Origin of the sequence: Streptomyces sp. NPDC058985 (genome assembly GCF_042740985.1) — a bacterium.
In the GTDB taxonomy this organism is placed as follows: Bacteria; Actinomycetota; Actinomycetes; order Streptomycetales; family Streptomycetaceae; genus Streptomyces.
Genome location: NZ_JBHYJX010000072.1, coordinates 1 through 21,346, shown reverse-complemented (window position 1 = coordinate 21,346; position 21,346 = coordinate 1). Strand labels below are relative to the sequence as shown.

The window sequence follows — 21,346 nt, the reverse complement described above, 5'->3', positions numbered from 1 at the left end:
GGAGGCCGCAGGCATCGTTGACGGCCTGGGTCAGTGGTTGAGACCCAGGTTGCCGAAGGCCGGGTTCAGGACGCCGATGACGTTGACGCTGTTGCCGACGGCGTTGACCGGGATGTGGATCGGCGCCTGGACCAGGTTGCCGGAGGCGACGCCCGGGGAGCCGACGGCCTCGCCGTGGGCCTGGGACCCGTCGGTGGCGGAGGCCATCCCCGCGCCGGCGGCGATCAGCCCGCCGGCCACCATCGTCACGGCCGCTGCCTTCTTCAGGTTCTTCACTTACAAGCCCTCCTTGCGAACGCCGCGGCAGTCGCCGCGGCACGCACTGGAGAACGGCCGGCCCCCGCAAAGGATGCGCCATACGGGGGACATTCCCACGACGGTATGAATCTCCGACCGGAAGGGAACCTTCCGTCAGCCGGTCACGCCGTGGCGTACGGCCCACAGCGCGGCCTGGGTGCGGTCCGCCAGGTCGAGCTTCATCAGGATGTTCGAGACGTGGGTCTTGACGGTCTTCTCGGAGAGCACCAGCGCCCGCGCGATCTCCCGGTTGGAGCGGCCGTCCGCGATCAGCCCCAGCACCTCGCGCTCGCGCTCCGTGAGTGAACCGGCCCTGCCCTGGCCGGAGTTTCCCTCGTCCTGGCTGAGCAGGGCGCCGGCCACCTCGGGCTGGAGCAGGATGTGGCCGGCGTGGACGGAGCGGATGGCGCCGGCCAGCGCCTCGGGGTCGACGTCCTTGTAGACGTAACCCGCCGCGCCCGCGCGCAGGGCCGGGACGACGGTGCGCTGCTCGGTGAAGCTGGTGACGACCAGTACGCGCGCGTGGTTGTCCAGTTCGCGGAGCCTGCGCAGCGCGTCGACGCCGTCCATGCCGGGCATCTTGACGTCCATGAGGATCACGTCGGGTGTCAGTTCCAGGGCGCGGTCGACTCCTTCGGCGCCGTCGGCGGCCTCCCCGACCACGACGATGTCGTCCTGCACCTCCAGGAAGGTGCGCAGGCCCCGGCGGACCACCTGGTGATCGTCGACGAGCAGCACCTTGATTGCGTCAGCCACCGGGGACCTCCATCTCGATCGTGGTGCCCTTGCCGGGCGCGGACTGCACGGTGAGTCTTCCCCCGGTGCCGTTGGCCCGGTCGCGCATCGAGACCAGGCCGAGGTGGCGTCCCGCGCGGCGCACGGTGCGCGGGTCGAAGCCGCTGCCGTCGTCGGTGACCCGCAGTACGGCCCCGGTGCCCTTCCGGTGCAGGGTCACCTCGACGCGTGCCGCCTCGGAGTGGCGCAGGGCGTTGTGCAGCGCCTCCTGGGCGACGCGCAGCATCGCCTCCTCCTGGGCGGCGGGCAGGGCCTTGACCCCGTGTCCGGCGAAGGTCACGCGCGCGGTGTGGGCGCGGTCGAGGACCTGGATCTGGGTGCGCAGGGTGGCGACGAGGCCGTCCTCCTCCAGGGCGGCGGGGCGCAGCTCCACGACGGCGGCGCGCAGCTCGTCGGCTGCCTCCGCGGCGAGGGCGGCGACCTGCTGCAGTTCGCCCTTGGCCCGCGCGGGGTCACGGTCGACCAGGGCGGTGGCGGCCTGGGCGGTCAGGCGCAGCGAGAAGAGCTTCTGGCTGACCGCGTCGTGCAGCTCGTGGGCGAGGCGGGAGCGCTCCTCGGCGATGGTCAGCTCGCGGCTGCGTTCGTACAGGCGCGCGTTGGTGAGGGCGATGGCGGCGTGCTGGGCGAGGATGCCGAGCAGTTCCTCGTCGTCCGGGGTGAAGCCGCAGGTGCCTTCAGGTTTCGGGCCCGGGGGGTGTGGGGGGTGTCCCTCCACGGGGCACAGCTTGTTGGCCAGGAAGAGTGCGCCGATGATCTCGTCGCCGTCGCGGATCGGCAGCCCCAGGAAGTCCACCAGGTCGGGGTGCGCGGATGGCCAGCCGCCGAAACGCGGGTCCTCGCGGACGTCGGCGAGCCGCTCGGGCGTGGCCTCGTGGAGCATCGCGGCGAGGATGCCGTGCTGGCGCGGGAGCGGGCCGATGGCCTTCCACTGCTCGTCACTGACGCCGTCGACCACGAACTGGGCGAAGCCGCCGTGGTCGTCGGGGACGCCGAGGGCGGCGTACTGGGCGTCCAGCAGCTCGCGGGCGGAGGCGACGATCGTCTTGAGGACGTCGCGCACCTCCAGGTGTCTGCTCATGGCCAGCAGCGCGGAACTCACCGCGGCGAGGCCGGACCGGGGGCCTTGACTCATGTCCTCACGGTACCGGCGGGGGGTGACAGGGGGATCGGACCTGTGACCGCCGCCGCCTAGGGCGGTGGGCCTAGGTCCGAGGTCCCGTCCTTCCGGCCTAGGGCGAAGGACCCCGCCGGGTTGGGGCCGGTGCCCGAGGCGGCGGGCGGGGCCCGGTTCCTACGTTGAGGATCACGCCGTACCGGACGGGTGGCGGCGGGGACGACGAGGGGACGTGTGTCATGCCGGTCGCGATCATCACGGGAGCGTCGAAGGGGCTGGGCCGAGCGCTCGCCGAGGCGTTGGCGGCTCGGGGGTGGGATCTGGTGCTGGACGCCCGGACCCCTGAGGTGCTCAAGGACACGGCGGCGGCGCTGGAGGCGTACGGCACGCGCGTGACGGCGTTGCCCGGGGACGTCACCGAGCCCTGGCACCGGGCCGGGCTGGTGACGGAGGCGGGGCGGCTGGGCGGGGTGGATCTGCTGGTCAGCAACGCGAGCGCGCTGGGTGCGGAGCCGCTGGTGCGGCTGGCGGAGCTGCCGGCGGACGGGCTGCGGCGGGCCCTGGAGGTGAACGTCGTGGCCGCGCTCGGCCTGGTTCAGGAGGCGCTGCCGGCGCTGCGGGCGGCTCCGGCGGGCGCGGTGCTGACGATCAGCTCGGACGCGGCGGCCGAGGCGTACGAGACGTGGGGCGGCTACGGGGCGTCGAAGGCGGCGCTGGACCAGCTGGCGGCGGTGCTGGGCGTCGAGGAGCCGGGGCTGCGGGTCTGGGCGGTGGATCCGGGGGACATGGCCACGGACCTGTACGCGGCGGCCGTACCGGACGACGACGATCCGAGGCCCGATCCGGTCGGTGTCGTTCCGGCGCTCCTGCGGTTGCTGGACGAGCGGCCGGCCAGTGGGCGCTACGCGGCTCCGGCCCTGCTGGAGGCTCGGTCATGACGGTGGCGCTGAGGGTGCCGGAGGAGCTGTCGGCGCGGGTGCCGGCCGAGCAGCGGGGGCCGGGCCTGGACCGGGACGGCGTACGGCTGCTGGTGTCGCGGGGCACCGAGGTGTCGCATCACGTCTTCGGTGAGCTGCCCGGGCTGCTGCGGGCCGGTGATCTGCTGGTGGTCAACACGTCACCGACGCTGGCCGCCGCGGTCGACGGGTCGGTCGGGCACACGCGCGTGGTGGTGCACTTCTCCACACGCGGGGACGACGGCCGGTGGGCGGTGGAGGTGCGGGAGCCGGACGGGCGGGGCACCACGCGCGCGCGTGCGTGCGTGGCGAAGGGGACGGTGGTGCGGCTGCCGGGCGGTGGGCGGCTGGTGGCGGAGGAGCCGTTGAGTACGCGCGGGGACCGGTTGTGGTGGGCGCGGGCGTCGGGGGCGGAGGTGACCGCGGTGCTGCGGGAGCACGGGCGGCCCATTCGCTACTCGTACACGGAGCGGGACCAGCCGCTGTCCGTGTACCAGACGGTGTTCGCGCTGGCGACGCCCGACGGGACGGGCAGCGCCGAGATGCCGAGCGCGGCGCGCCCCTTCACTGCACGGCTGGTGACGGAGCTGGTGAGCCGCGGCGTGCAGTTCGCGCCCGTGACGCTGCACACGGGAGTGGCTTCGGCGGAGTCGCACGAGCCGCCGTATCCGGAGCGGTTCTCGGTACCCGGGGAGTCGGCGCGGCTGATCAACGCCGCGCGGGCCGCCGGGCGGCGGGTGGTGGCCGTGGGGACGACCGCCGTGCGGGCGGTGGAGTCGGCGGCCGGCGGTGGCGGTGTCGTACGGGCGCGGGCGGGGTGGACGGATCTGGTCGTGACCCCGGAGCGCGGGGTGCGGGTGGTGGACGGTCTGCTGACCGGGCTGCACGAGCCCGAGGCCTCGCACCTGCTGATGCTGGAGGCGGTGGCGGGGCGGGCGGCGATCGACCTCGGGTACGACGCGGCGGTACAGGGGCGCTACCTGTGGCACGAGTTCGGCGACGTGCATCTCCTCCTGCCGTAGGAGAGGGCCGCACGGCCACTCACACAGTGCATTGCTTCAGCAACCAACGGTGAGAACGGCGGGGGGTCGATGTGAGCCCGGGCATAGGGCGCACGTCACGTACGAAGAGGAGTAGGAGTACCACTCGTCCGTTTTGAGCGGGGCAGATAGTCCAATCTGCCCCGTTTCGCCGTTCCCTGATCCACTACCCCGGATCGTACGTCACACCTTTGCCTCCGGATTTTGCGGCCGCTAAGAATTGCTCTCGTCGCTCAGCGCCGTGGGTTCTCCCCCACGGCGTTTGTGCCGGAAGCACCCCTGTCCCCACCGGACGAGAGCGACCTCCGCGCTATCCGAAGAGGTCTATCCCGCCATGCTCAAGAACATCCTTTCCCGTGGTCGCAGTCGTTCCCTGACCCGCACCCAGAAGGCCGCCATAGCCGGTGTCGGCACGCTCGGCGCCGCCGCCGTCGCCCTCACCGCCGTGCCGGCCAGCGGCCAGACGACCACGAGCGAGGCCGCTCCGACGGCCAAGGTGGCGTACAGCACCAAGCAGATCCAGGACGTCCACGCCGGCGTCACCGGCCAGCTGGCCGGTGCCAGCCAGAAGGTCGCCACCATCGAGGCCAAGAAGGAGGCGGCCGCGAAGAAGGCCGCCGCCGAGAAGGCCGCGGCGAAGAAGGCCGCGAAGAAGGCCGCCGCGAAGCGTGAGGCGAAGGAGGCCGCCAGCCGGTCCGCCAAGCGCGCCGAGGTCAAGAAGTCGTACCCGAACAACCTCGACGGCTGGATCCGCGAGGCCCGGGCCATCATGAAGAAGCACGACATCCCCGGCTCCTACGAGGGCATCCACCGCAACATCATGCGGGAGTCCTCCGGCAACCCGAAGGCCATCAACGACTGGGACATCAACGCCATCAACGGCATCCCGTCGAAGGGCCTGCTCCAGGTCATCCCGCCGACCTTCGAGGCCTACCACGTGGCCGGCACCTCGAAGAACATCTGGGACCCGGTCGCCAACATCGTCGCCGCGTGCAACTACGCCGCGGACAAGTACGGCACCATGGACAACGTCGACAGCGCGTACTGAGGTCGGCGCGGACCTCTTCGGACCGACGCCGACGCGGACGCCGATCGCACGCCGAAGGGCGGCACCCTCCTGACGGGGTGCCGCCCTTCGGGGCGTCTCGCCGCGGTCACCCGCGGCCCGTGTCACTTGCGCATGACCTCGGGCTCGTGCCGGCGCAGGAAGCGCGCCACGAAGAAGCCGCAGATCACGCCCAGGACGATCAGGGCGGCCATGTCCATGCCCCAGGCGGCCACGGTGTGCTCCCACAGCGGATCGGCCCCGGCGCCCTCCTCGGGCGGGCTGATCTTGTTGAAGTCCAGCGTGGCGCCGGCCGCGGCCACCGCCCAGCGCGAGGGCATGAGGTACGAGAACTGGTTGACGCCGACCGCGCCGTTCAGCGCGAAGAGGCAGCCGGTGAAGACGACCTGGATGATCGCGAACATGACCAGCAGCGGCATGGTCTTCTCGGCGGTCTTCACCAGCGACGAGATGATCAGGCCGAACATCATCGACGTGAAGCCCAGCGCCATGATCGGCAGTGACAGTTCGACGAGGGTCGCGCCGCCGAGGATCAGGCCCTCTTCGGGGATCTCGCGGTTGGCGAAGCCGATCACACCGACCAGCAGGCCCTGCAGCACGGTGATCATGCCGAGTACGAAGACCTTGGACATCAGGTACGCGGACCGCGACAGGCCGGTCGCGCGTTCCCGCTCGTAGATCACCCGTTCCTTGATCAGCTCGCGGACCGAGTTCGCGGCGCCGGCGAAGCAGGCGCCCACGGCGAGGATCAGCAGGACCGTGGTGGCGGTGCCGTTCGGGATGATCCGGCCGCTCTGCGGATTGGGCGGGTTGGGCAGCAGGCCCTTGTCCGCGTCGATCAGCAGGCTCACCGCGCCGAGCACGGCCGGCAGGATCACCATCAGGGCGAGGAAGCCCTTGTCGGAGACGATCACCGAGACGTAGCGCCGCACCAGCGTCACGAACTGCGACATCCAGCCCTGCGGCTTCGGCGGCTTCATGGCCTGCATCGCCGGCACCGCTACGGACTGCGGGGCGACGGCGTCGATGTCCGCGGCGTACATCTGGTAGTGCTGCGAGCCCTTCCAGCGGCCCGCCCAGTCGTAGTCGCGGTAGTTCTCGAAGGCGGAGAAGACGTCGGCCCAGGTGTCGTAGCCGAAGAAGTTCAGCGCCTCCTCCGGCGGGCCGAAGTAGGCCACCGAGCCGCCCGGCGCCATCACCAGCAGTTTGTCGCAGATCGCCAGCTCGGCCACCGAGTGGGTGACGACGAGGACCGTGCGGCCGTCGTCGGCCAGCCCGCGCAGCAGCTGCATGACGTCGCGGTCCATGCCGGGGTCGAGGCCGGAGGTCGGTTCGTCCAGGAAGATCAGCGACGGCTTGGTGAGCAGCTCCAGGGCGACCGAGACGCGCTTGCGCTGACCACCGGAGAGGGACGTGACCTTCTTGTCCTTGTGGATGTCCAGCTTCAGCTCGCGCAGCACCTCGTCGATGCGGGAGTCGCGCTCCGCGGCCGTGGTGTCGGCCGGGAAGCGGAGCTTGGCCGCGTACTTGAGGGCCTTCTTGACGGTCAGCTCCTTGTGCAGGATGTCGTCCTGCGGGACCAGACCGATGCGCTGACGCAGCTCGGCGAACTGCTTGTACAGGTTCCGGTTGTCGTAGAGGACCTCGCCCTGGTCGGCCGGCCGGTAGCCGGTGAGCGCCTTGAGCAGGGTCGACTTGCCGGAGCCGGACGGTCCGATGACCGCGATCAGCGACTTCTCCGGTACGCCGAAGGAGACGTCCTTGAGGATCTGCTTGCCGCCGTCGACCGTGACGGTCAGGTGCCTCGCGGAGAAGGACACCTCACCGGTGTCGACGAACTCCTCGAGCCGGTCGCCGACGATCCGGAACGTCGAGTGGCCGACGCCGACGACGTCGGCCGGGCCGAGCAGCTGCGAGCCGCCCTTGGCGATCGGCTGGCCGTTGACGTACGTGCCGTTGTGCGAGCCCAGGTCACGGATCTCCATGCGCCCGTCGGGCGTGGCGTGGAACTCCGCGTGGTTGCGGGAGACCTGGAGGTCGGAGACGACCAGCTCGTTCTCCAGGGCACGGCCGATGCGCATCACACGGCCGAGCGAGAACTGGTGGAACGTGGTCGGGCTGCGGTCGCCGTGGACCGGCGGCGCCCCCGCCGCGCCGCCGGGGCCCTGCTGCTGGGGGAAGTGCGGTGCGGCCTGCTGCGGCTGCTGCCAGCCGGCCTGCTGGGGCTGCTGATGCGGCTGCCCGTGCTGCGGCGGCTGCTGTGCCGGGGCCTGCTGGGCCCAGCCGGCGTTCGCGCCCTGCGCGGCGTACGGCTGCTGCTGGGGCTGGGCCTGCGGCGTCTGCCGGGGCTGGGCCTGCGGTGTTCCGGCCGAAGCCGGTACGCCGGTCAGGTCGACGCGCGGTCCGTCGTTCGCGTTACCCAGGTTCAGCACGCTGCCCGCGCCGAGCTCCATTCGCTGGACCCGCTGCCCGTGCACGAACGTGCCGTTGGTGCTCCCGTGGTCCTCGACGACCCAACTGCGGCCGTCGAAAGTGATCGTGGCGTGACGCCAGGACACCCTGGCGTCGTCAAAGACAAGCTCCCCCTGCGGATCGCGTCCGAGCGCGTATGACCGGGACGGATCGAGCGTCCAGGTCCGTCCGTTGGATTCCAGTACGAGTTCCGGCACTCCAAGCCCCACTGAGTTGTCCCCCGATGTACCCCCGTCGCGGGGAGTCTAGGGATGTCGAACATCGGGGGGAACTATTTCAGGCTCGGGCCCCTGACCGAAAGTCGGGCCTTGTGAAAACTGCGTAGGCACCCCTCGGCCGATCCCGTTGACGGGGTTGAAACCTGCTCGGAGAGTGGTAATCCACGCGAGGGGGACATGCGCGGCAACCGAGCCGCGCAGCGGATCGGGGGGTCTGCCATGAGCGCGTGCGGGTGCGTCGGGTCCGAGGGGTATGCCGCCAGGGTGCCGTGGGGAGACGTGCTGCTGTCCGCGATCGCCGCCGTGAGCTGGGCGTTGATCGGCATGGCGGGAACGGCGGCGCTCGGTCTGCACCTGCTGGACGCGGACGCTGCGGGCTCGCTGGGCCCGATGACCGCGGCGGTCGTGGCGCTGGGCGCGGGCGGTTCGGTGACACCGGACGGAGACGTGTCGGCGTTCGGACTGAAGGGGGCGGAGGCGTACTCGGCCATCGAGATCACGCCACTGGGCGTGAGCCTGGTCGGCGCGCTGCTGCTGTCGTTCTTCTTCCTGCGCTCCCTGCGCGGGGCCGGAGTTGTCGTCTCCCCCGCCGAACTCCTCGCCCGCGCGGGCGCGGTGGTCGCTCTGTTCGTGGCGATGACGGGTGGTCTGGCCTGGGCGGGTCACGACATCATCACGATCGACGGCGGTGCGCTGGGGATCGACGCGCTGCCCGGCGGTGGCGACGGTGGCGTGGAGATTCCGGGGCTCGGGGACGTGGGTGACATCGGCGGGCTGCTCCCCGACCGGATCGGTGACCTCGTCGACGCCGAGGCCGCGGTCGGTTTCAGCGTCGACACCGCGCCGACCCTGCTGGGCGGACTGGCCTGGTCCGCCGGGGTCCTGCTGATCGCGCTCCTGGCCTCGCGCCGTACTCCGCTGCCGCGCGGGTGCGCGGCCGTGCACCGGGTGGTGCGGCCCGCCGTGTCCGCCGTGGTCACGGTGGCCCTGACCGCGGTGGCGGCCGGCATCGCGGCGGCCGGGTACGCGGCGGCCGGCGACCACCATCCGCGGCGGATCGCGGGCGCCGCGCTCCTCGGCGCGCCGAACGGGGTCTGGCTCGGCGTCCCGGTCGGCCTGTTCGTGCCGTGGGACGGGCGGGCCACCGGCGGACTCGTCCGGGTTCTCCCCGCTCCGCTGGACGACCTGCTGGGCGCGGGCGCCGACGAACCGGTCACACCGGCGCGGCTGGCGGAGCTGGACGGACGGGTGTGGCTGCTGGCGGTGGCGGCGGCCCTGATGATGGTGCTGGCCGGGGTCCTGACGGCGGTACGGACGCCCGTGGCGCCCGGCGAGGGGCGCTCCCCCGCATTCGTGGGGCGCTGCGCGCTGCGGCTCGGCCTCGTGACCGGGGCGGCACTGCCGCTGCTGTCCTGGCTGAGCGGGGTGTCGGTGCACGCCTCGCTGTCGGTACTCGGCATCGATGCCTTCGACGCGGGCCTCGACCTGCGCGCCCACCTCGGCACGGCCCTGCTGCTGGGCGCCCTGTGGGGTGTGGGGGCGGGGGCCGCCGGGGCGTTGCTGGCGCGGGCGAGCGGCGCTGCGGGGTTGCGCGCGACGTGGCTGGCACGGGGTGCCGCGGTGGTGGCGACGCCGGACGCCGGTGGCGTCGAGTACGGGACGTCCGTCCCGGGTCCGCACCCGGGGCACGGGCAGGGTGCCGCCGGACGGTACGTCGGCCCGCACGGTCAGGCGGGCGACGACGTGTACGGCGCCCCCACCGTGGCCGGCCCGCTCCGGCCGCCGCCGAGAGCACCCCTGCGGCCCCCGCACCCGGGGGAACGGCCGCCGGCACGCCGCTGGGGCGAGGTGCCGCCGCCCCCGCCACCGCCAGCGCCGCCGAGGCGGCCGAGGCGGCCGAGGGACGGGGAGTGAGGGGTGGTGCGGGGTGGCCCGGACAGTGGCGCTGTCCGTCAGGCGGACCTCGGGGGCGGCAGGCACCGGGTGCCGGATACGGTTGGACCACCATGAGCGCTACGCAGACCTCTGACGTTCCCACGCTTCTCGTCAAGATCTTCGGCAAGGACCGGCCCGGTATCACGGCCGGCCTGTTCGACACCCTCGCCGCCTACTCCGTCGACGTCGTCGACATCGAGCAGGTCGTCACCCGTGGCCGGATCGTGTTGTGCGCGCTCGTGACCGAGCCGCCCCGCGGTCTGGAGGGCGATCTGCGGGCCACCGTCCACAGCTGGGCCGAGTCGCTGAAGCTCCAGGCGGAGATCATCTCCGGTATCGGCGACAACCGGCCGCGCGGGCTCGGCCGCTCCCTGGTCACCGTGCTCGGGCACCCGCTCACCGCCGAGGCGACGGCCGCCATAGCGGCCCGGATCACCGAGGTCGGCAGCAACATCGACCGTATCTTCCGGCTGGCCAAGTATCCCGTGACCGCCGTCGAGTTCGCGGTCTCCGGCGTGGCGACCGAGCCCCTGCGCACGGCGCTGGCCACCGAGGCCGCCGCGCTCGGTGTGGACGTCGCGGTGGTCTCCGCGGGGCTGCACCGGCGGGCGCAGCGCCTGGTGGTGATGGACGTGGACTCCACGCTGATCCAGGACGAGGTCATCGAGCTGTTCGCCGCGCACGCCGGGTGCGAGGACAAGGTCGCCGGCGTGACGGCGGCCGCGATGCGCGGGGAGCTGGACTTCGAGCAGTCGCTGCACGCTCGCGTGGCGCTGCTGGCGGGGCTGGACGCCTCGGTGGTGGACAAGGTCCGCGCCGAGGTGCGGCTGACGCCGGGTGCCCGCACCCTGATCCGCACGCTGAAGCGGCTCGGCTACCAGGTGGGGGTCGTCTCCGGCGGATTCACGCAGGTCACCGATGATCTCAAGGAGCGGCTGGGGCTGGACTTCGCCCAGGCCAACACCCTGGAGATCGTCGACGGCAGGCTGACCGGCCGGGTCACCGGGGAGATCGTGGACCGGGCGGGCAAGGCGCGGCTGCTGCGGCGGTTCGCCGCCGAGGCGGGCGTACCGCTGTCGCAGACCGTGGCGATCGGTGACGGCGCCAATGACCTGGACATGCTGAACGCGGCGGGTCTCGGGGTCGCCTTCAACGCCAAGCCGGTGGTGCGCGAGGCGGCGCACACCGCGGTGAACGTGCCCTTCCTGGACACCGTCCTCTACCTGCTCGGCATCACCCGCGAGGAGGTCGAGGCCGCGGACACGCTGGACGAGGGTCTCGGCGAGGCCCTCGGTCTGCCCGCCGACCGGCTCTGAGCCCGCGGCGAGGGGCCCGGACCGTACGGTGCCGGGCCCGCCGCGTGGGGCCGGGTGGGTCAGTCGGTCGGCGCCCAGTAGTCGACCAGGGAGGCCGCTCCGGGCTCCACGTCCTTCCAGGAGCCGGTGAAGGTCAGGACGGCGAAGGCGGCGGTCGGGAAGCCCCGGCGCCCCATCCGTCCGCGCGCCTCGTCCTCGGCCGAGCCGGCCAGGATCTCGGTGAGTCCCTCCATGCCCGGATTGTGGCCGATCACCAGCACGTTCCGCAGGTCGTCGGGGGTCTCGTTGAGCACGGCGATCAGCTCGCCGGGCGAGGCCTCGTAGATCCGCTCCTCGTAGACGGTTTTCGGCCGGTGCGGGAACTCGTGGACGGCGAGCTTCCAGGTCTCGCGGGTCCGGGTCGAGGTGGAGCACAGGGCCTGATCGAAGGCGACACCCGTGTCCGCCAGCCGCCGCCCGGCCTCTGCGGCGTCCTTGCGACCCCGATCAGCGAGCGGTCGCTCGTGGTCGGTCACCTGTGGCCAGTCGGCTTTCGCATGCCGGAAAAGGACAATCCTGCGGGGTTCTGCGACGCTCATGGCATCCAGCTTCGCATGAAACAGGCCACGGGGCGCAGGGAGTTGACATGCGGATTCACCGCCGTACGCGCGTCCGGGCCCGGGCCCGGGCTCAGCCCACGGCCAGCTGGAGCAGCCGCTCCAGCAGGTGGGCGACGGCCGGCTGCTCGGTGGCCGCGTGCGCGTCGGCGGGGTTGAGTATCAGCAGGAGCAGCGTCACGAAGGCGAGCACGGGCAGGGCGAGGGCCCACCAGGGGAGCCGGCTGTCGAGGCCACCCCGGGTCGCGCGGGGAGGCCGGGTGTGGGTAGGGGCCGACATGAGTGCCTCCGCTGGTCTTCGGGCGTCCCTGGTCCGTGCTCCGCGTCCCGCCTGTCGCGGGCACATCTCGAAGCTACGGAATCCGCGGGCCCCAACCCATCCGGAGGTCCACCCACTTGACCCTGACCCTGGCCCCCTAGGGGACGGGGGGTTAACCCCACCATCCGGCCGGGGGCGGGGTCAGGGCGAGGCGATCGTCGCGATGATGCCGATGATCACGAAGATCGCGAGGAAGCCGCCGAAGACGAGCAGCATCTTCTTCTGGCCGTTCTGGGGGTTCGGGTCGAGGACTGGCATGCGGCAAGTCTCGCATCCGCCGCGTGCGGGGCGCCGGGCGGGCCGCCGGCTCTTTCCGAGCATCCCGGGCGGGTCGCCTTCGTCACGGCGGCGGCCGCGACGGGCGGTTCCCCCTTCGGCCTTGACAGTTCCGTGATCGACGGTGCCGTCGAGGCCATCCGCGACCGCTACGACGTCGGCTCCGCGGTACTGGCCCAGGTCATCGCCGACGGCGCGGCTCAGCGGGCCGCCTCGTCCTCCACGGTGCGGTCGCGGCCTGCCAGGACGCCCACCACGATCTGCGGCACCATCAGGGCGCTCATCAGCGCGATCGGCAGACCCCAGCCGCCGCTGTGCTGGTAGAGCACGCCGACCAGGAGCGGGCCGGGGATGGAGATCAGGTAGCCGGTGCTCTGCGCGAAGGCCGACAGCTGGGCGACGCCCGCACCGGTCCTGGCCCGCATGCCGACCATGGTCAGCGCGAGCGGGAAGGCGCAGTTCGACACGCCGAGCAGCAGGGCCCAGGCCCAGGCACCGCCCGCCGGGGCGAAGTACAGACCGGCGTAGCCGGCGAGGCCGCACAGGCCCAGGACCAGGACGATCGGGCCCTGGTGGGGCAGGCGGGTGGCCACGCGCGGGATGACGAAGGCGAGCGGCACGCCCATCACCATGATCACGGCGAGCAGCAGCCCAGCCGTGCCGGCGGAGACCCCGGCGTCCCGGAAGATCTGCGCCATCCAGCCCATCGTGACGTAGGCGGCGGTGGCCTGGAGGCCGAAGAAGACGGCGAGCGCCCAGGCCGTACGGCTGCGGGTGATCCGTATCGGGGCCTGACCGGCGGCCGGCTCGGCGGTTCGCTCCGCGGACGGGGCGGGCGGCGCGGCGGAGGGCGCCTCGCGGTGGCGCACGAACGGGATCCACGGCAGGACGGCGGCCGCCCCCACCACGGCCCACACCGCGAGGCCGGGCTGCCAGTGGCCGCCCAGGGCGTTCGCCACCGGCACGGTCGCCGCCGCGGCGACGGAGGTGCCGAAGGCGAGGGCCATCGAGTAGAGGCCGGTCATGGAGCCGACCCGGTCGGGGAAGTAGCGCTTGACGATGACCGGCATCAGGACGTTGCTGACCGCGATCCCCATCAGCGCGAGCGCGGTCGCGGCCAGGAAGCCGGCCGTCCCGCCGGCGTACGGGCGGATCAGCAGGCCCGCGGTGATGGCGGCCATGCCCGCGCAGACCACCGCGCCGGGACCGAAGCGGCGGGCCACCCGGGGTGCCATGACCCCGAAGACGGCGAAGCACAGCGGGGGGACGGAGGTGAGCAGTCCGGCGACGCTGCCGCTCATGCCGAGCCCGTCGCGGACCTCCTCCAGGAGGGCGCCCAGGCTGGTGATGGCGGGGCGCAGATTGAGCGCGGCCAGGACGATGCCGAGGATCAGCAGCCGGGTCGTCCACGGTGTCCACGCGCGCGTGCCGGGCGCCCGTGGCACCGTCGCCGCCCCGCCGGGTGTCTTACGCATCCGCGTTTCCGTACGTGTCTTTGCGCGCGTCTCCGTCCGGGTGTCCGTCCGGGCTTCCTCACTGGCCATGAGGCCCATCATAGAATCATGGGATGATTGATTGTCCACTCCATGTGCGAAGGTGAGTCATGCCTCTGAGCCATCCCCGTCGCTCGGCACTGTCCGAGCAGGTCATCTCGGCGCTCCGGCAGCAGATCGCCTCGGGCGAGTGGCCGGTCGGTTCCCGCATCCCGACGGAACCCGAGCTGGTCGAACAGCTCGGGGTCGCCCGCAACACGGTCCGGGAGGCGGTCCGCGCGCTGGCGCACAACGGCCTGCTGGACATCCGTCAGGGCTCCGGCACGTACGTCGTGGCGATCAGTGAGCTGGCGGGCGTGATGCAGCGCCGCTTCGCCGGGACCGACCCCCGGCATATCGCCGAGCTGCGGTCCACCCTGGAGTCGGCCGCCGCCCGGCTCGCCGCGCAGCGCCGCACGGAGAAGGACCTCAAGCAGCTGGACACGCTCCTGGTGCGCCGCGAGGAGGCCTGGGAGTCGGGTGACGCCGAGGCGTTCGTGACCGCGGACGCGACCTTCCACCTGGCCGTCGTGGCCGCCTCGCACAACGACGTGATGACCGCGATGTACGCGGACCTGGGCGAGGTGATGCGGGACTGGCTGCGCAGCGACGTCGGCAGCGAGCTGACGCCCGAGAGCCACATGGACCACACCAGGCTGGTGGACGCGATCCGCGCGGGCGACGCCGGGACCGCGGAGGCGGAGGCGGCGGGCTACCCGTTCCTGTGCCGCCCGGGCCGGTTCACCGCACCCTCCGGTGGCTGACCCAGGCCGACCGGACCTCCTTCCAGCACCGCCCGTCCAGCCGTACGGTCTGCGCCGGCCCGGCCTCGACCGGCGCGGCGTCGCTGTCGAGGTCCCACCAGCGGGCGCACTCGACGTGCAGCCGCACGGAGTCGGTCGCCGGGTACGGGTTGTGGCAGTGGGCGGTCACGTCGGAGTCGACGACGCGGACCCGGCACGCCGAGCCGAACAGCTCCGCCCGCGCGGAGTCCCCGGTGCCCACGCGCGCGTGGGACATCGCTTCGTACGGCAGGAGCAGCACACAGGCGAGGGCGAGGGACGCCGAGGCGAGGCGGGCGAGCGGACGCACAAGAGGCCTCCTCGGCGGCACGGGGGAGGGAAGGCTCGTGGGGAACGCGGACTCCAGCGTGCGCCGACGGCGGGCCCGCCGCCCGCCGGCTGGGCCGCACGGGTGACACGTGAAGGACCCGCACCCGAGGCGGATGCGGGTCCTTCGCGGTGTCCGGACAGTGCTCCGGACCGTGCTCTTGGTCAGGCGCCGATGGCGTGCAGACCGCCGTCCACGTGGACGATCTCGCCCGTGGTCTTCGGGAACCAGTCGCTCAGCAGCGCGACGACACCGCGGCCGGCCGGCTCCGGGTCCTTGAGGTCCCACTCCAGCGGGGAGCGGTTGTCCCACACCGAGGCCAGCTCACCGAAGCCCGGGATGGACTTGGCGGCCATGGAGCCGAGCGGACCGGCCGAGACCAGGTTGCAGCGGATGTTCTGCTTGCCCAGGTCACGCGCCATGTAGCGGCTGGTGGCCTCCAGGGCCGCCTTGGCCGGGCCCATCCAGTCGTACTGCGGCCAGGCGAACTGCGCGTCGAAGGTGAGGCCGACGACCGAGCCGCCGTTCTGCATCAGCGGCAGGCAGGCCATGGTCAGCGACTTCAGGGAGTACGCCGAGACGTGCATGGCCGTGGCGACCGACTCGAACGGCGTGTTCAGGAAGTTGCCGCCGAGCGCGTCCTGCGGGGCGAAGCCGATGGAGTGCACGACGCCGTCGAGGCCGCCCAGCTCCTCGCCGACGATGTCCGCGAGGCGCCCGAGGTGCTCGTCGTTGGTGACGTCCAGCTCGACGACCTTGGCCGGCCTGGGCAGCTTCTTGGCGATGCGCTCGGTCAGCGTGGGACGCGGGAACGCGGTCAGGATGACCTCGGCGCCCTGCTCCTGGGCCAGCTTGGCGGTGTGGAAGGCGATGGACGCCTCCGTCAGCACACCGGTGATCAGGACGCGCTTGCCCTCGAGGATTCCACTCATGGTGATCAGTGACCCATTCCCAGTCCGCCGTCAACGGGAATGACGGCTCCAGTGATGTACGACGCCTCGTCCGAGGCGAGGAACCGCACCGCGGCGGCGATCTCCTCGGGCCGCGCGTACCGGCCCAGCGGCACCTGCGACACGATGTTGGCCCGCTGCTCCTCGGTGAGCACCTTGGTCATGTCGGTGTCCACGAAGCCGGGCGCGACGACGTTGAAGGTGAGGTTGCGCGAACCCAGCTCACGGGCGAGGGAGCGCGCGAAGCCGACCAGACCGGCCTTGGAGGCGGCGTAGTTCGCCTGGCCCGCGGAGCCGAGGAGCCCGACCACGGAGGAGATCAGGACGACGCGGCCCTTCTTGGCGCGCAGCATGCCGCGGTTGGCGCGCTTCACGACCCGGAAGGTGCCGGTGAGGTTGGTCTCCAGGACCGAGGTGAAGTCCTCCTCGGACATGCGCATCAGGAGCTGGTCCTTGGTGACGCCGGCGTTGGCGACCAGGACCTCGACGGGACCGTGCGCTTCCTCGATCTCCTTGTAGGCCTGCTCCACCTGCTCGGTGTCGGTGATGTCGCACTTGACGGCCAGGAAGCCCTCCGGCGGCTCACCCGAGCGGTATGTGATCGCGACCTTGTCGCCGGCATCGGCGAAAGCGCGGGCGATGGCGAGGCCGATGCCCCGGTTGCCTCCGGTGACGAGAACCGAGCGGCTCAACGGATCACCCTTTCCCTAGCGGTCTGTGTTCCGCCCGCGCACCCGGATGACAGGCGGCTACGGCAGGCGGCTTCATCGAAAACCTATCGGTCCCCGGCCTCCGTCAGAGACTCGGGCACCCACAGTGGCTTACGGGGCTGACTGTCGGGTCCCTACAGAACGGACCCGGCCACGGCCAACCGCGCACGGCGGCAAAGGTGTGGTCGCCGTCCGGCCCCACGCGACATGATGCGGCCCAGGGCGACAGGCCCTGGCCCCCGGCGTCGCCGCAGACGACCGGTCACGTCGACAGAAAGAGACGCAGGTGCCTCACAGCATCGACGAAGCCTTCACGGCACTCCCCCTACGCGCCCTCGCCGACGCCGCCCTCGCACGCGCGCGTGCGCTCGGCGCGGAGCACGCGGACTTCCGCCTCGAACGGGTGCGCAGCGCCTCCTGGCGCCTCAGGGACGCCAAGCCCGCCGGGTCCTCGGACACCACCGACCTCGGGTACGCGGTGCGGGTGGTGCACGGCGGCACGTGGGGCTTCGCGTCCGGTGTGGACCTGACCATGGACGCCGCCGCGAAGGTCGCCTCGCAGGCGGTGGCGATGGCGAAGCTGTCCGCGCAGGTCATCAGGGCGGCGGGGTCGGACGAGCACGTGGAGCTGGCGGGCGAGCCCGTGCACGCCGACCGGACGTGGGTGTCGTCGTACGAGGTCGACCCGTTCACCGTGCCCGACGCGGAGAAGTCGGCGCTGCTGGCCGACTGGAGCGGGCGTCTGCTGGCGGCCGACGGGGTCGACCACGTCGACGCCTCGCTGCTCACCGTGCACGAGAACAAGTTCTACGCCGACACGGCCGGGACCGTGACCACGCAGCAGCGGGTGCGGCTGCATCCGGCGCTCACCGCCGTGTCGGTCGACGACTCCAGCGGTGAGTTCGACTCCATGCGGACGCTGGCCCCGCCGGCCGGGCGCGGCTGGGAGTACCTGACCGGCACCGGCTGGGACTGGGACGCCGAGCTGGCCCAGATCCCGGAGCTGCTGGCCGAGAAGATGCGGGCGCCGAGCGTCGAGGCGGGGCTGTACGACCTGGTCGTCGACCCGTCGAACCTGTGGCTGACCATCCACGAGTCCATCGGGCACGCCACCGAGCTGGACCGGGCGCTCGGGTACGAGGCGGCGTACGCCGGCACCTCCTTCGCCACCTTCGACCAGCTCGGCAAATTGCGCTACGGCTCGGAGCTGATGAACGTCACCGGCGACCGCACCGCCGAGCACGGGCTGGCGACCATCGGCTACGACGACGAGGGCGTCGAGGGCCAGTCGTGGGATCTGGTGAAGGACGGCACGCTGGTGGGCTACCAGCTAGACCGGCGGATCGCGCGGCTCACCGGGTTCGAGCGGTCCAACGGGTGCGCGTACGCCGACTCCCCCGCCCACGTGCCGGTGCAGCGCATGGCCAACGTCTCGCTCCAGCCCGACCCGGGCGGTCTGTCGACCGAGGACCTGATCGGGGGCGTGGACCGCGGGATCTACGTCGTCGGCGACCGGTCCTGGTCCATCGACATGCAGCGCTACAACTTCCAGTTCACCGGGCAGCGCTTCTTCCGGATCGAGAACGGACGGCTCGCCGGTCAGCTGCGGGACGTGGCCTACCAGGCGACGACCACCGACTTCTGGGGGTCCATGGCGGCCGTCGGCGGCCCGCGGACATACGTCCTGGGCGGCGCCTTCAACTGCGGCAAGGCCCAGCCGGGGCAGGTCGCGGCCGTCTCCCACGGCTGCCCGTCCGCCCTCTTCAAGGGCGTCAACATCCTCAACACCACCCAGGAGGCCGGTCGATGAGCGCCCGTTCCCACAAGCCCCACGAGATCGTCGAGCGGGCGCTGGAGCTGTCCCGGGCGGACGGCTGTGTCGTCATCGCCGACGAGGAGTCCACCGCCAACCTGCGCTGGGCGGGCAACGCGCTCACCACCAACGGCGTCACGCGCGGGCGCACGCTGACCGTCGTCGCCACCGTCGGCGGTCAGCAGGGCACGGCGTCCGGTGTCGTGTCGCGCTCGGCGGTGACCGTGGACGAGCTGGAGCCCCTGGTGCGGGCCGCCGAGGCCGCGGCCCGCGGTGCCGGTCCCGCCGAGGACGCGCAGCCGCTGGTCACCGGCGTGCCCGGGTCGCCCGACTTCACCGACGCGCCCGCCGAGACGTCCTCGGCCGTGTTCGCGGACTTCGCGCCCGCCCTCGGGGAGGCGTTCGCACGCGCGCGTGCGGGCGGCCGGGAGCTGTACGGATTCGCCAACCACGAGATGACGTCGACCTACGTGGGGACCTCCACCGGTCTGCGGCTGCGGCACGACCAGCCCAACGGGACGCTGGAGCTGAACGCCAAGTCGCCGGACCGGACCCGGTCGGCGTGGGCGGGGCGCGCCACGCGGGACTTCAAGGACGTCGACCCGGGTGCGCTCGACGCCGACCTGGCCGTACGCCTGGGCTGGGCCGAGCGGCGGGTGGAGCTGCCGGCCGGCCGGTACGAGACGCTGCTGCCGCCGACCGCGGTCGCCGACCTGCTGATCTACCAGCTGTGGTCGGCGTCGGGGCGGGACGCGGTCGAGGGGCGCACTGTGTTCTCGAAGCCGGGCGGCGGCACGCGCGTCGGCGAGCGGCTGGGCGAGCTGCCGCTGACCCTGCGCAGCGACCCGCACGAGCCGGGGCTGGAGAGCGCGCCCTTCGTGATCGCGCACTCCTCCGGCGGCGACCAGTCGGTGTTCGACAACGGGCTGCCGGTGGCGGCGACCGACTGGATCCGCGCGGGTGAGCTGCACCGGCTGACGACCACCCGGCACAGCGCGGCCCTGACGGGGCTGCCGGTGGCACCGGCGACCGGCAACCTGGTCCTGGACGGCGGCTCGGACCGCTCGCTGGAGGACATGGTGGCCGGCACGGAGCGCGGGCTGCTGCTGACCTGCCTCTGGTACATCCGCGAGGTCGATCCGGCCACGCTGCTGCTGACCGGGCTGACCCGGGACGGCGTCTACCTGGTCGAGAACGGCGAGGTCGTCGGCGAGGTGAACAACTTCCGGTTCAACGAGTCCCCGGTGGGCCTGCTGGGCCGGGCCACGGAGGCCGGGCGGACGGAGAAGACGCTGCCCAGGGAGTGGGGCGACTGGTTCACCAGGGCCGCGATGCCCGCGCTGCGGGTCCCCGATTTCAATATGAGTTCTGTCAGTCGGGGCGTATAACCTCGTACCTGATTTCGCGAGACCACTCAAGGAGACAAGAGAACCGTGACGGACATCGTCGACGAGCTGAAGTGGCGCGGGCTGTTCGCCCAGTCCACCGACGAGGACGCTTTGCGCAAGGCGCTCGCGGACGGTCCCGTCACGTTCTATTGCGGTTTCGACCCGACCGCGCCGTCCCTGCACGTGGGGCACCTGGTGCAGGTGCTCACCGTGCGCCGGCTCCAGCAGGCCGGTCACCGGCCGCTGGCGCTGGTCGGCGGCGCGACGGGCCAGATCGGCGACCCGCGCCCGACCGCGGAGCGCACGCTGAACTCGCCGGAGACCGTCGCGGGCTGGGTCGGCCGGCTGCGCGGCCAGATCGAGCCGTTCCTGACCTTCGAGGGCGAGAACGCGGCCGTGATGGTCAACAACCTCGACTGGACCGAGGGCCTCTCGGCCATCGAGTTCCTGCGGGACATCGGCAAGCACTTCCGGGTCAACAAGATGCTGACCAAGGACTCCGTGGCCCGGCGCCTGGAGTCCTCCGAGGGCATCAGCTACACGGAGTTCAGCTACCAGCTGCTCCAGGCCATGGACTTCCTGCAGCTCTACCGGAGGTACGGCTGCACGATGCAGCAGGGCGGCAGCGACCAGTGGGGCAACCTCACGGCCGGCCTCGACCTGCTGCACCGGCTGGAGCCGGACGCCGGCGTCCACGCCTACGCGACGCCGCTGATGACCAAGGCGGACGGCACCAAGTTCGGCAAGACCGAGGGCGGCGCGGTCTGGCTCGACCCGGAGATGACGACGCCGTACGCGTTCTACCAGTTCTGGCTGAACGTGGACGACCGGGACATCTCGACGTACTCGCGCATCCTGTCCTTCCGGTCCCGCGAGGAGCTGGAGGAGCTGGAGCGGCAGACCGAGGAGCGTCCGCAGGCCCGGGCGGCGCAGCGCGCCCTGGCGGAGGAGCTGACGACGCTGGTGCACGGCGCCGGGCAGACGGCCGCCGTGATCGCCGCGTCCAAGGCCCTCTTCGGCCAGGGCGACCTGGCCGGGCTGGACGACCGGACGCTCGCCGCGGCCCTCTCCGAGCTGCCGCACATCGAGGTCACCGAGCTGGGCCCGGTCGTGGACCTGTTCGCCGAGGTCGGTCTGGTCGCCAGCAAGTCCGCCGCCCGCCGCACGGTGAAGGAGGGCGGCGCGTACGTGAACAACGCGAAGGTCACCGGCGAGGACGCGGTCCCCGCCAAGGAGGACCTGCTGCACGGGCGCTGGCTGGTGCTGCGCCGCGGCAAGAAGAACCTGGCCGCGGTGGAGGTCACCGGCGCCTGAGCGCCCGGTACGGGGGCGGCCCCGGCGCCTCCCGGGGCCGGGGGCGCCCCCGTGCGGGTCGGGGGGGCGGCCGGGAGGCGCGGCCGCGGGTGGTGTTTGCGCGCACCCCCCAGGAGGCCGCGGCGCCGC

General features: G+C 72.2%; 20 protein-coding genes. 9 read left to right on the top strand and 11 right to left on the bottom strand.

The window, feature by feature from the left end; translation table 11 throughout:
* Positions 1-30: 30 nt before the first annotated feature.
* The 3 genes from chpE to ACFW01_RS36540 all read right to left on the bottom strand — a co-directional run bounded on the left by chpE (position 31) and on the right by ACFW01_RS36540 (position 2,224).
* Positions 31-276, bottom strand: coding sequence for a chaplin ChpE (gene chpE, locus ACFW01_RS36550; protein WP_234953228.1), 246 nt, complete (start codon positions 274-276; stop codon positions 31-33).
* 135 nt (positions 277-411) lie between these two features.
* The gene (locus tag ACFW01_RS36545) at positions 412-1,053 is read right to left on the bottom strand and encodes a response regulator transcription factor (protein WP_234953230.1); all 642 of its coding nucleotides are present in this window, start codon (positions 1,051-1,053) and stop codon (positions 412-414) included.
* Complete coding sequence (locus ACFW01_RS36540) at positions 1,046-2,224, bottom strand: GAF domain-containing sensor histidine kinase (protein ID WP_384510911.1); 1,179 nt, start codon at positions 2,222-2,224, stop codon at positions 1,046-1,048. Before ACFW01_RS36540 ends, ACFW01_RS36545 begins: the two co-directional genes overlap by 8 nt.
* A 221-nt stretch (positions 2,225-2,445) precedes the next feature.
* Between ACFW01_RS36540 and ACFW01_RS36535 the strand changes: the two genes are divergently transcribed.
* From ACFW01_RS36535 to ACFW01_RS36525, 3 genes are all read left to right on the top strand, one after another.
* Positions 2,446-3,144 (top strand): SDR family NAD(P)-dependent oxidoreductase, encoded by a 699-nt coding sequence (locus tag ACFW01_RS36535; RefSeq protein ID WP_234953234.1) that lies wholly within the window; start codon positions 2,446-2,448, stop codon positions 3,142-3,144.
* Positions 3,141-4,184, top strand: a complete 1,044-nt coding sequence (locus ACFW01_RS36530; RefSeq protein WP_384510908.1) for an S-adenosylmethionine:tRNA ribosyltransferase-isomerase — start codon at positions 3,141-3,143, stop codon at positions 4,182-4,184. Before ACFW01_RS36535 ends, ACFW01_RS36530 begins: the two co-directional genes overlap by 4 nt.
* A 352-nt stretch (positions 4,185-4,536) precedes the next feature.
* A complete protein-coding gene (locus ACFW01_RS36525; RefSeq protein ID WP_234953238.1) occupies positions 4,537-5,250 on the top strand; it encodes a transglycosylase SLT domain-containing protein in 714 nt (237 codons plus the stop codon).
* Positions 5,251-5,372: 122 nt separating this feature from the next.
* Here ACFW01_RS36525 and ACFW01_RS36520 read toward each other — a convergent pair whose 3' ends face one another.
* Positions 5,373-7,937: an FHA domain-containing protein gene (locus ACFW01_RS36520; protein ID WP_384510905.1), complete on the bottom strand. Its 2,565-nt coding sequence runs from the start codon at positions 7,935-7,937 to the stop codon at positions 5,373-5,375.
* 240 nt (positions 7,938-8,177) lie between these two features.
* Between ACFW01_RS36520 and ACFW01_RS36515 the strand changes: the two genes are divergently transcribed.
* The gene (locus ACFW01_RS36515; RefSeq protein ID WP_384510902.1) at positions 8,178-9,872 is read left to right on the top strand and encodes a streptophobe family protein; all 1,695 of its coding nucleotides are present in this window, start codon (positions 8,178-8,180) and stop codon (positions 9,870-9,872) included.
* Positions 9,873-9,964: 92 nt separating this feature from the next.
* The gene (serB, locus tag ACFW01_RS36510; protein WP_234953244.1) at positions 9,965-11,209 is read left to right on the top strand and encodes a phosphoserine phosphatase SerB; all 1,245 of its coding nucleotides are present in this window, start codon (positions 9,965-9,967) and stop codon (positions 11,207-11,209) included.
* A 59-nt stretch (positions 11,210-11,268) separates the two neighbouring features.
* Here serB and ACFW01_RS36505 read toward each other — a convergent pair whose 3' ends face one another.
* The 4 genes from ACFW01_RS36505 to ACFW01_RS36490 form a co-directional block, all read right to left on the bottom strand.
* Positions 11,269-11,787 (bottom strand): histidine phosphatase family protein, encoded by a 519-nt coding sequence (locus ACFW01_RS36505; protein ID WP_234953246.1) that lies wholly within the window; start codon positions 11,785-11,787, stop codon positions 11,269-11,271.
* A 91-nt stretch (positions 11,788-11,878) separates the two neighbouring features.
* Complete coding sequence (locus ACFW01_RS36500; RefSeq protein ID WP_384510898.1) at positions 11,879-12,085, bottom strand: hypothetical protein; 207 nt, start codon at positions 12,083-12,085, stop codon at positions 11,879-11,881.
* Between the two features lie 180 nt (positions 12,086-12,265).
* Positions 12,266-12,382: an SGM_5486 family transporter-associated protein gene (locus ACFW01_RS36495; RefSeq protein WP_107420105.1), complete on the bottom strand. Its 117-nt coding sequence runs from the start codon at positions 12,380-12,382 to the stop codon at positions 12,266-12,268.
* Positions 12,383-12,600: 218 nt separating this feature from the next.
* Positions 12,601-13,956, bottom strand: coding sequence for a CynX/NimT family MFS transporter (locus tag ACFW01_RS36490; RefSeq protein ID WP_384510893.1), 1,356 nt, complete (start codon positions 13,954-13,956; stop codon positions 12,601-12,603).
* A gap of 47 nt (positions 13,957-14,003) precedes the next feature.
* Between ACFW01_RS36490 and ACFW01_RS36485 the strand changes: the two genes are divergently transcribed.
* Positions 14,004-14,696, top strand: coding sequence for a FadR/GntR family transcriptional regulator (locus ACFW01_RS36485; protein ID WP_384510890.1), 693 nt, complete (start codon positions 14,004-14,006; stop codon positions 14,694-14,696).
* Here the strand turns inward: ACFW01_RS36485 and ACFW01_RS36480 are convergent.
* The 3 genes from ACFW01_RS36480 to fabG form a co-directional block, all read right to left on the bottom strand.
* Positions 14,674-15,024, bottom strand: coding sequence for a hypothetical protein (locus ACFW01_RS36480; RefSeq protein ID WP_384510887.1), 351 nt, complete (start codon positions 15,022-15,024; stop codon positions 14,674-14,676). The two genes, ACFW01_RS36485 and ACFW01_RS36480, sit on opposite strands and share 23 nt — an antisense overlap.
* Positions 15,025-15,206: 182 nt before the next feature.
* Complete coding sequence (fabI, locus tag ACFW01_RS36475; RefSeq protein ID WP_384510884.1) at positions 15,207-15,974, bottom strand: enoyl-ACP reductase FabI; 768 nt, start codon at positions 15,972-15,974, stop codon at positions 15,207-15,209.
* A gap of 5 nt (positions 15,975-15,979) precedes the next feature.
* Positions 15,980-16,684, bottom strand: coding sequence for a 3-oxoacyl-[acyl-carrier-protein] reductase (fabG, locus tag ACFW01_RS36470; protein WP_234953258.1), 705 nt, complete (start codon positions 16,682-16,684; stop codon positions 15,980-15,982).
* A 304-nt stretch (positions 16,685-16,988) separates the two neighbouring features.
* Here fabG and ACFW01_RS36465 point away from each other — a divergent pair, with 304 nt between their 5' ends.
* Genes ACFW01_RS36465 through tyrS form a run of 3 tightly spaced genes read left to right on the top strand, consistent with a single transcriptional unit; the run spans position 16,989 to position 21,217 of the window.
* Entirely contained in the window at positions 16,989-18,512 is a 1,524-nt protein-coding gene (locus ACFW01_RS36465) for a TldD/PmbA family protein (RefSeq protein WP_234953260.1), read from the top strand.
* Positions 18,509-19,903 carry a metallopeptidase TldD-related protein gene (locus ACFW01_RS36460; protein WP_384510879.1) on the top strand — a complete coding sequence of 465 codons (1,395 nt, stop codon included), beginning with the start codon at positions 18,509-18,511 and terminating at the stop codon, positions 19,901-19,903. Before ACFW01_RS36465 ends, ACFW01_RS36460 begins: the two co-directional genes overlap by 4 nt.
* Positions 19,904-19,948: 45 nt before the next feature.
* On the top strand, positions 19,949-21,217 hold the full coding sequence (gene tyrS / locus ACFW01_RS36455) for a tyrosine--tRNA ligase (RefSeq protein ID WP_234953264.1): 1,269 nt from the start codon (positions 19,949-19,951) through the stop codon (positions 21,215-21,217).
* Positions 21,218-21,346 lie beyond the last annotated feature (129 nt).

Excerpts from the sequence above, each read along its gene's own strand:
- ACFW01_RS36515 (WP_384510902.1), top strand. The coding sequence starts at position 8,178 with ATGAGCGCGTGCGGGTGCGTCGGGTCCGAGGGGTATGCCGCCAGGGTG.
- ACFW01_RS36530 (WP_384510908.1), top strand. The coding sequence starts at position 3,141 with ATGACGGTGGCGCTGAGGGTGCCGGAGGAGCTGTCGGCGCGGGTGCCG.
- ACFW01_RS36535 (WP_234953234.1), top strand. The coding sequence starts at position 2,446 with ATGCCGGTCGCGATCATCACGGGAGCGTCGAAGGGGCTGGGCCGAGCG.
- ACFW01_RS36505 (WP_234953246.1), bottom strand. The coding sequence starts at position 11,787 with ATGAGCGTCGCAGAACCCCGCAGGATTGTCCTTTTCCGGCATGCGAAA.
- ACFW01_RS36495 (WP_107420105.1), bottom strand. The coding sequence starts at position 12,382 with ATGCCAGTCCTCGACCCGAACCCCCAGAACGGCCAGAAGAAGATGCTG.
- serB (WP_234953244.1), top strand. The coding sequence starts at position 9,965 with ATGAGCGCTACGCAGACCTCTGACGTTCCCACGCTTCTCGTCAAGATC.
- ACFW01_RS36490 (WP_384510893.1), bottom strand. The coding sequence starts at position 13,956 with ATGATGGGCCTCATGGCCAGTGAGGAAGCCCGGACGGACACCCGGACG.
- ACFW01_RS36500 (WP_384510898.1), bottom strand. The coding sequence starts at position 12,085 with ATGTCGGCCCCTACCCACACCCGGCCTCCCCGCGCGACCCGGGGTGGC.
- ACFW01_RS36485 (WP_384510890.1), top strand. The coding sequence starts at position 14,004 with ATGCCTCTGAGCCATCCCCGTCGCTCGGCACTGTCCGAGCAGGTCATC.
- ACFW01_RS36460 (WP_384510879.1), top strand. The coding sequence starts at position 18,509 with ATGAGCGCCCGTTCCCACAAGCCCCACGAGATCGTCGAGCGGGCGCTG.
- ACFW01_RS36525 (WP_234953238.1), top strand. The coding sequence starts at position 4,537 with ATGCTCAAGAACATCCTTTCCCGTGGTCGCAGTCGTTCCCTGACCCGC.
- ACFW01_RS36540 (WP_384510911.1), bottom strand. The coding sequence starts at position 2,224 with ATGAGTCAAGGCCCCCGGTCCGGCCTCGCCGCGGTGAGTTCCGCGCTG.
- fabI (WP_384510884.1), bottom strand. The coding sequence starts at position 15,974 with ATGAGTGGAATCCTCGAGGGCAAGCGCGTCCTGATCACCGGTGTGCTG.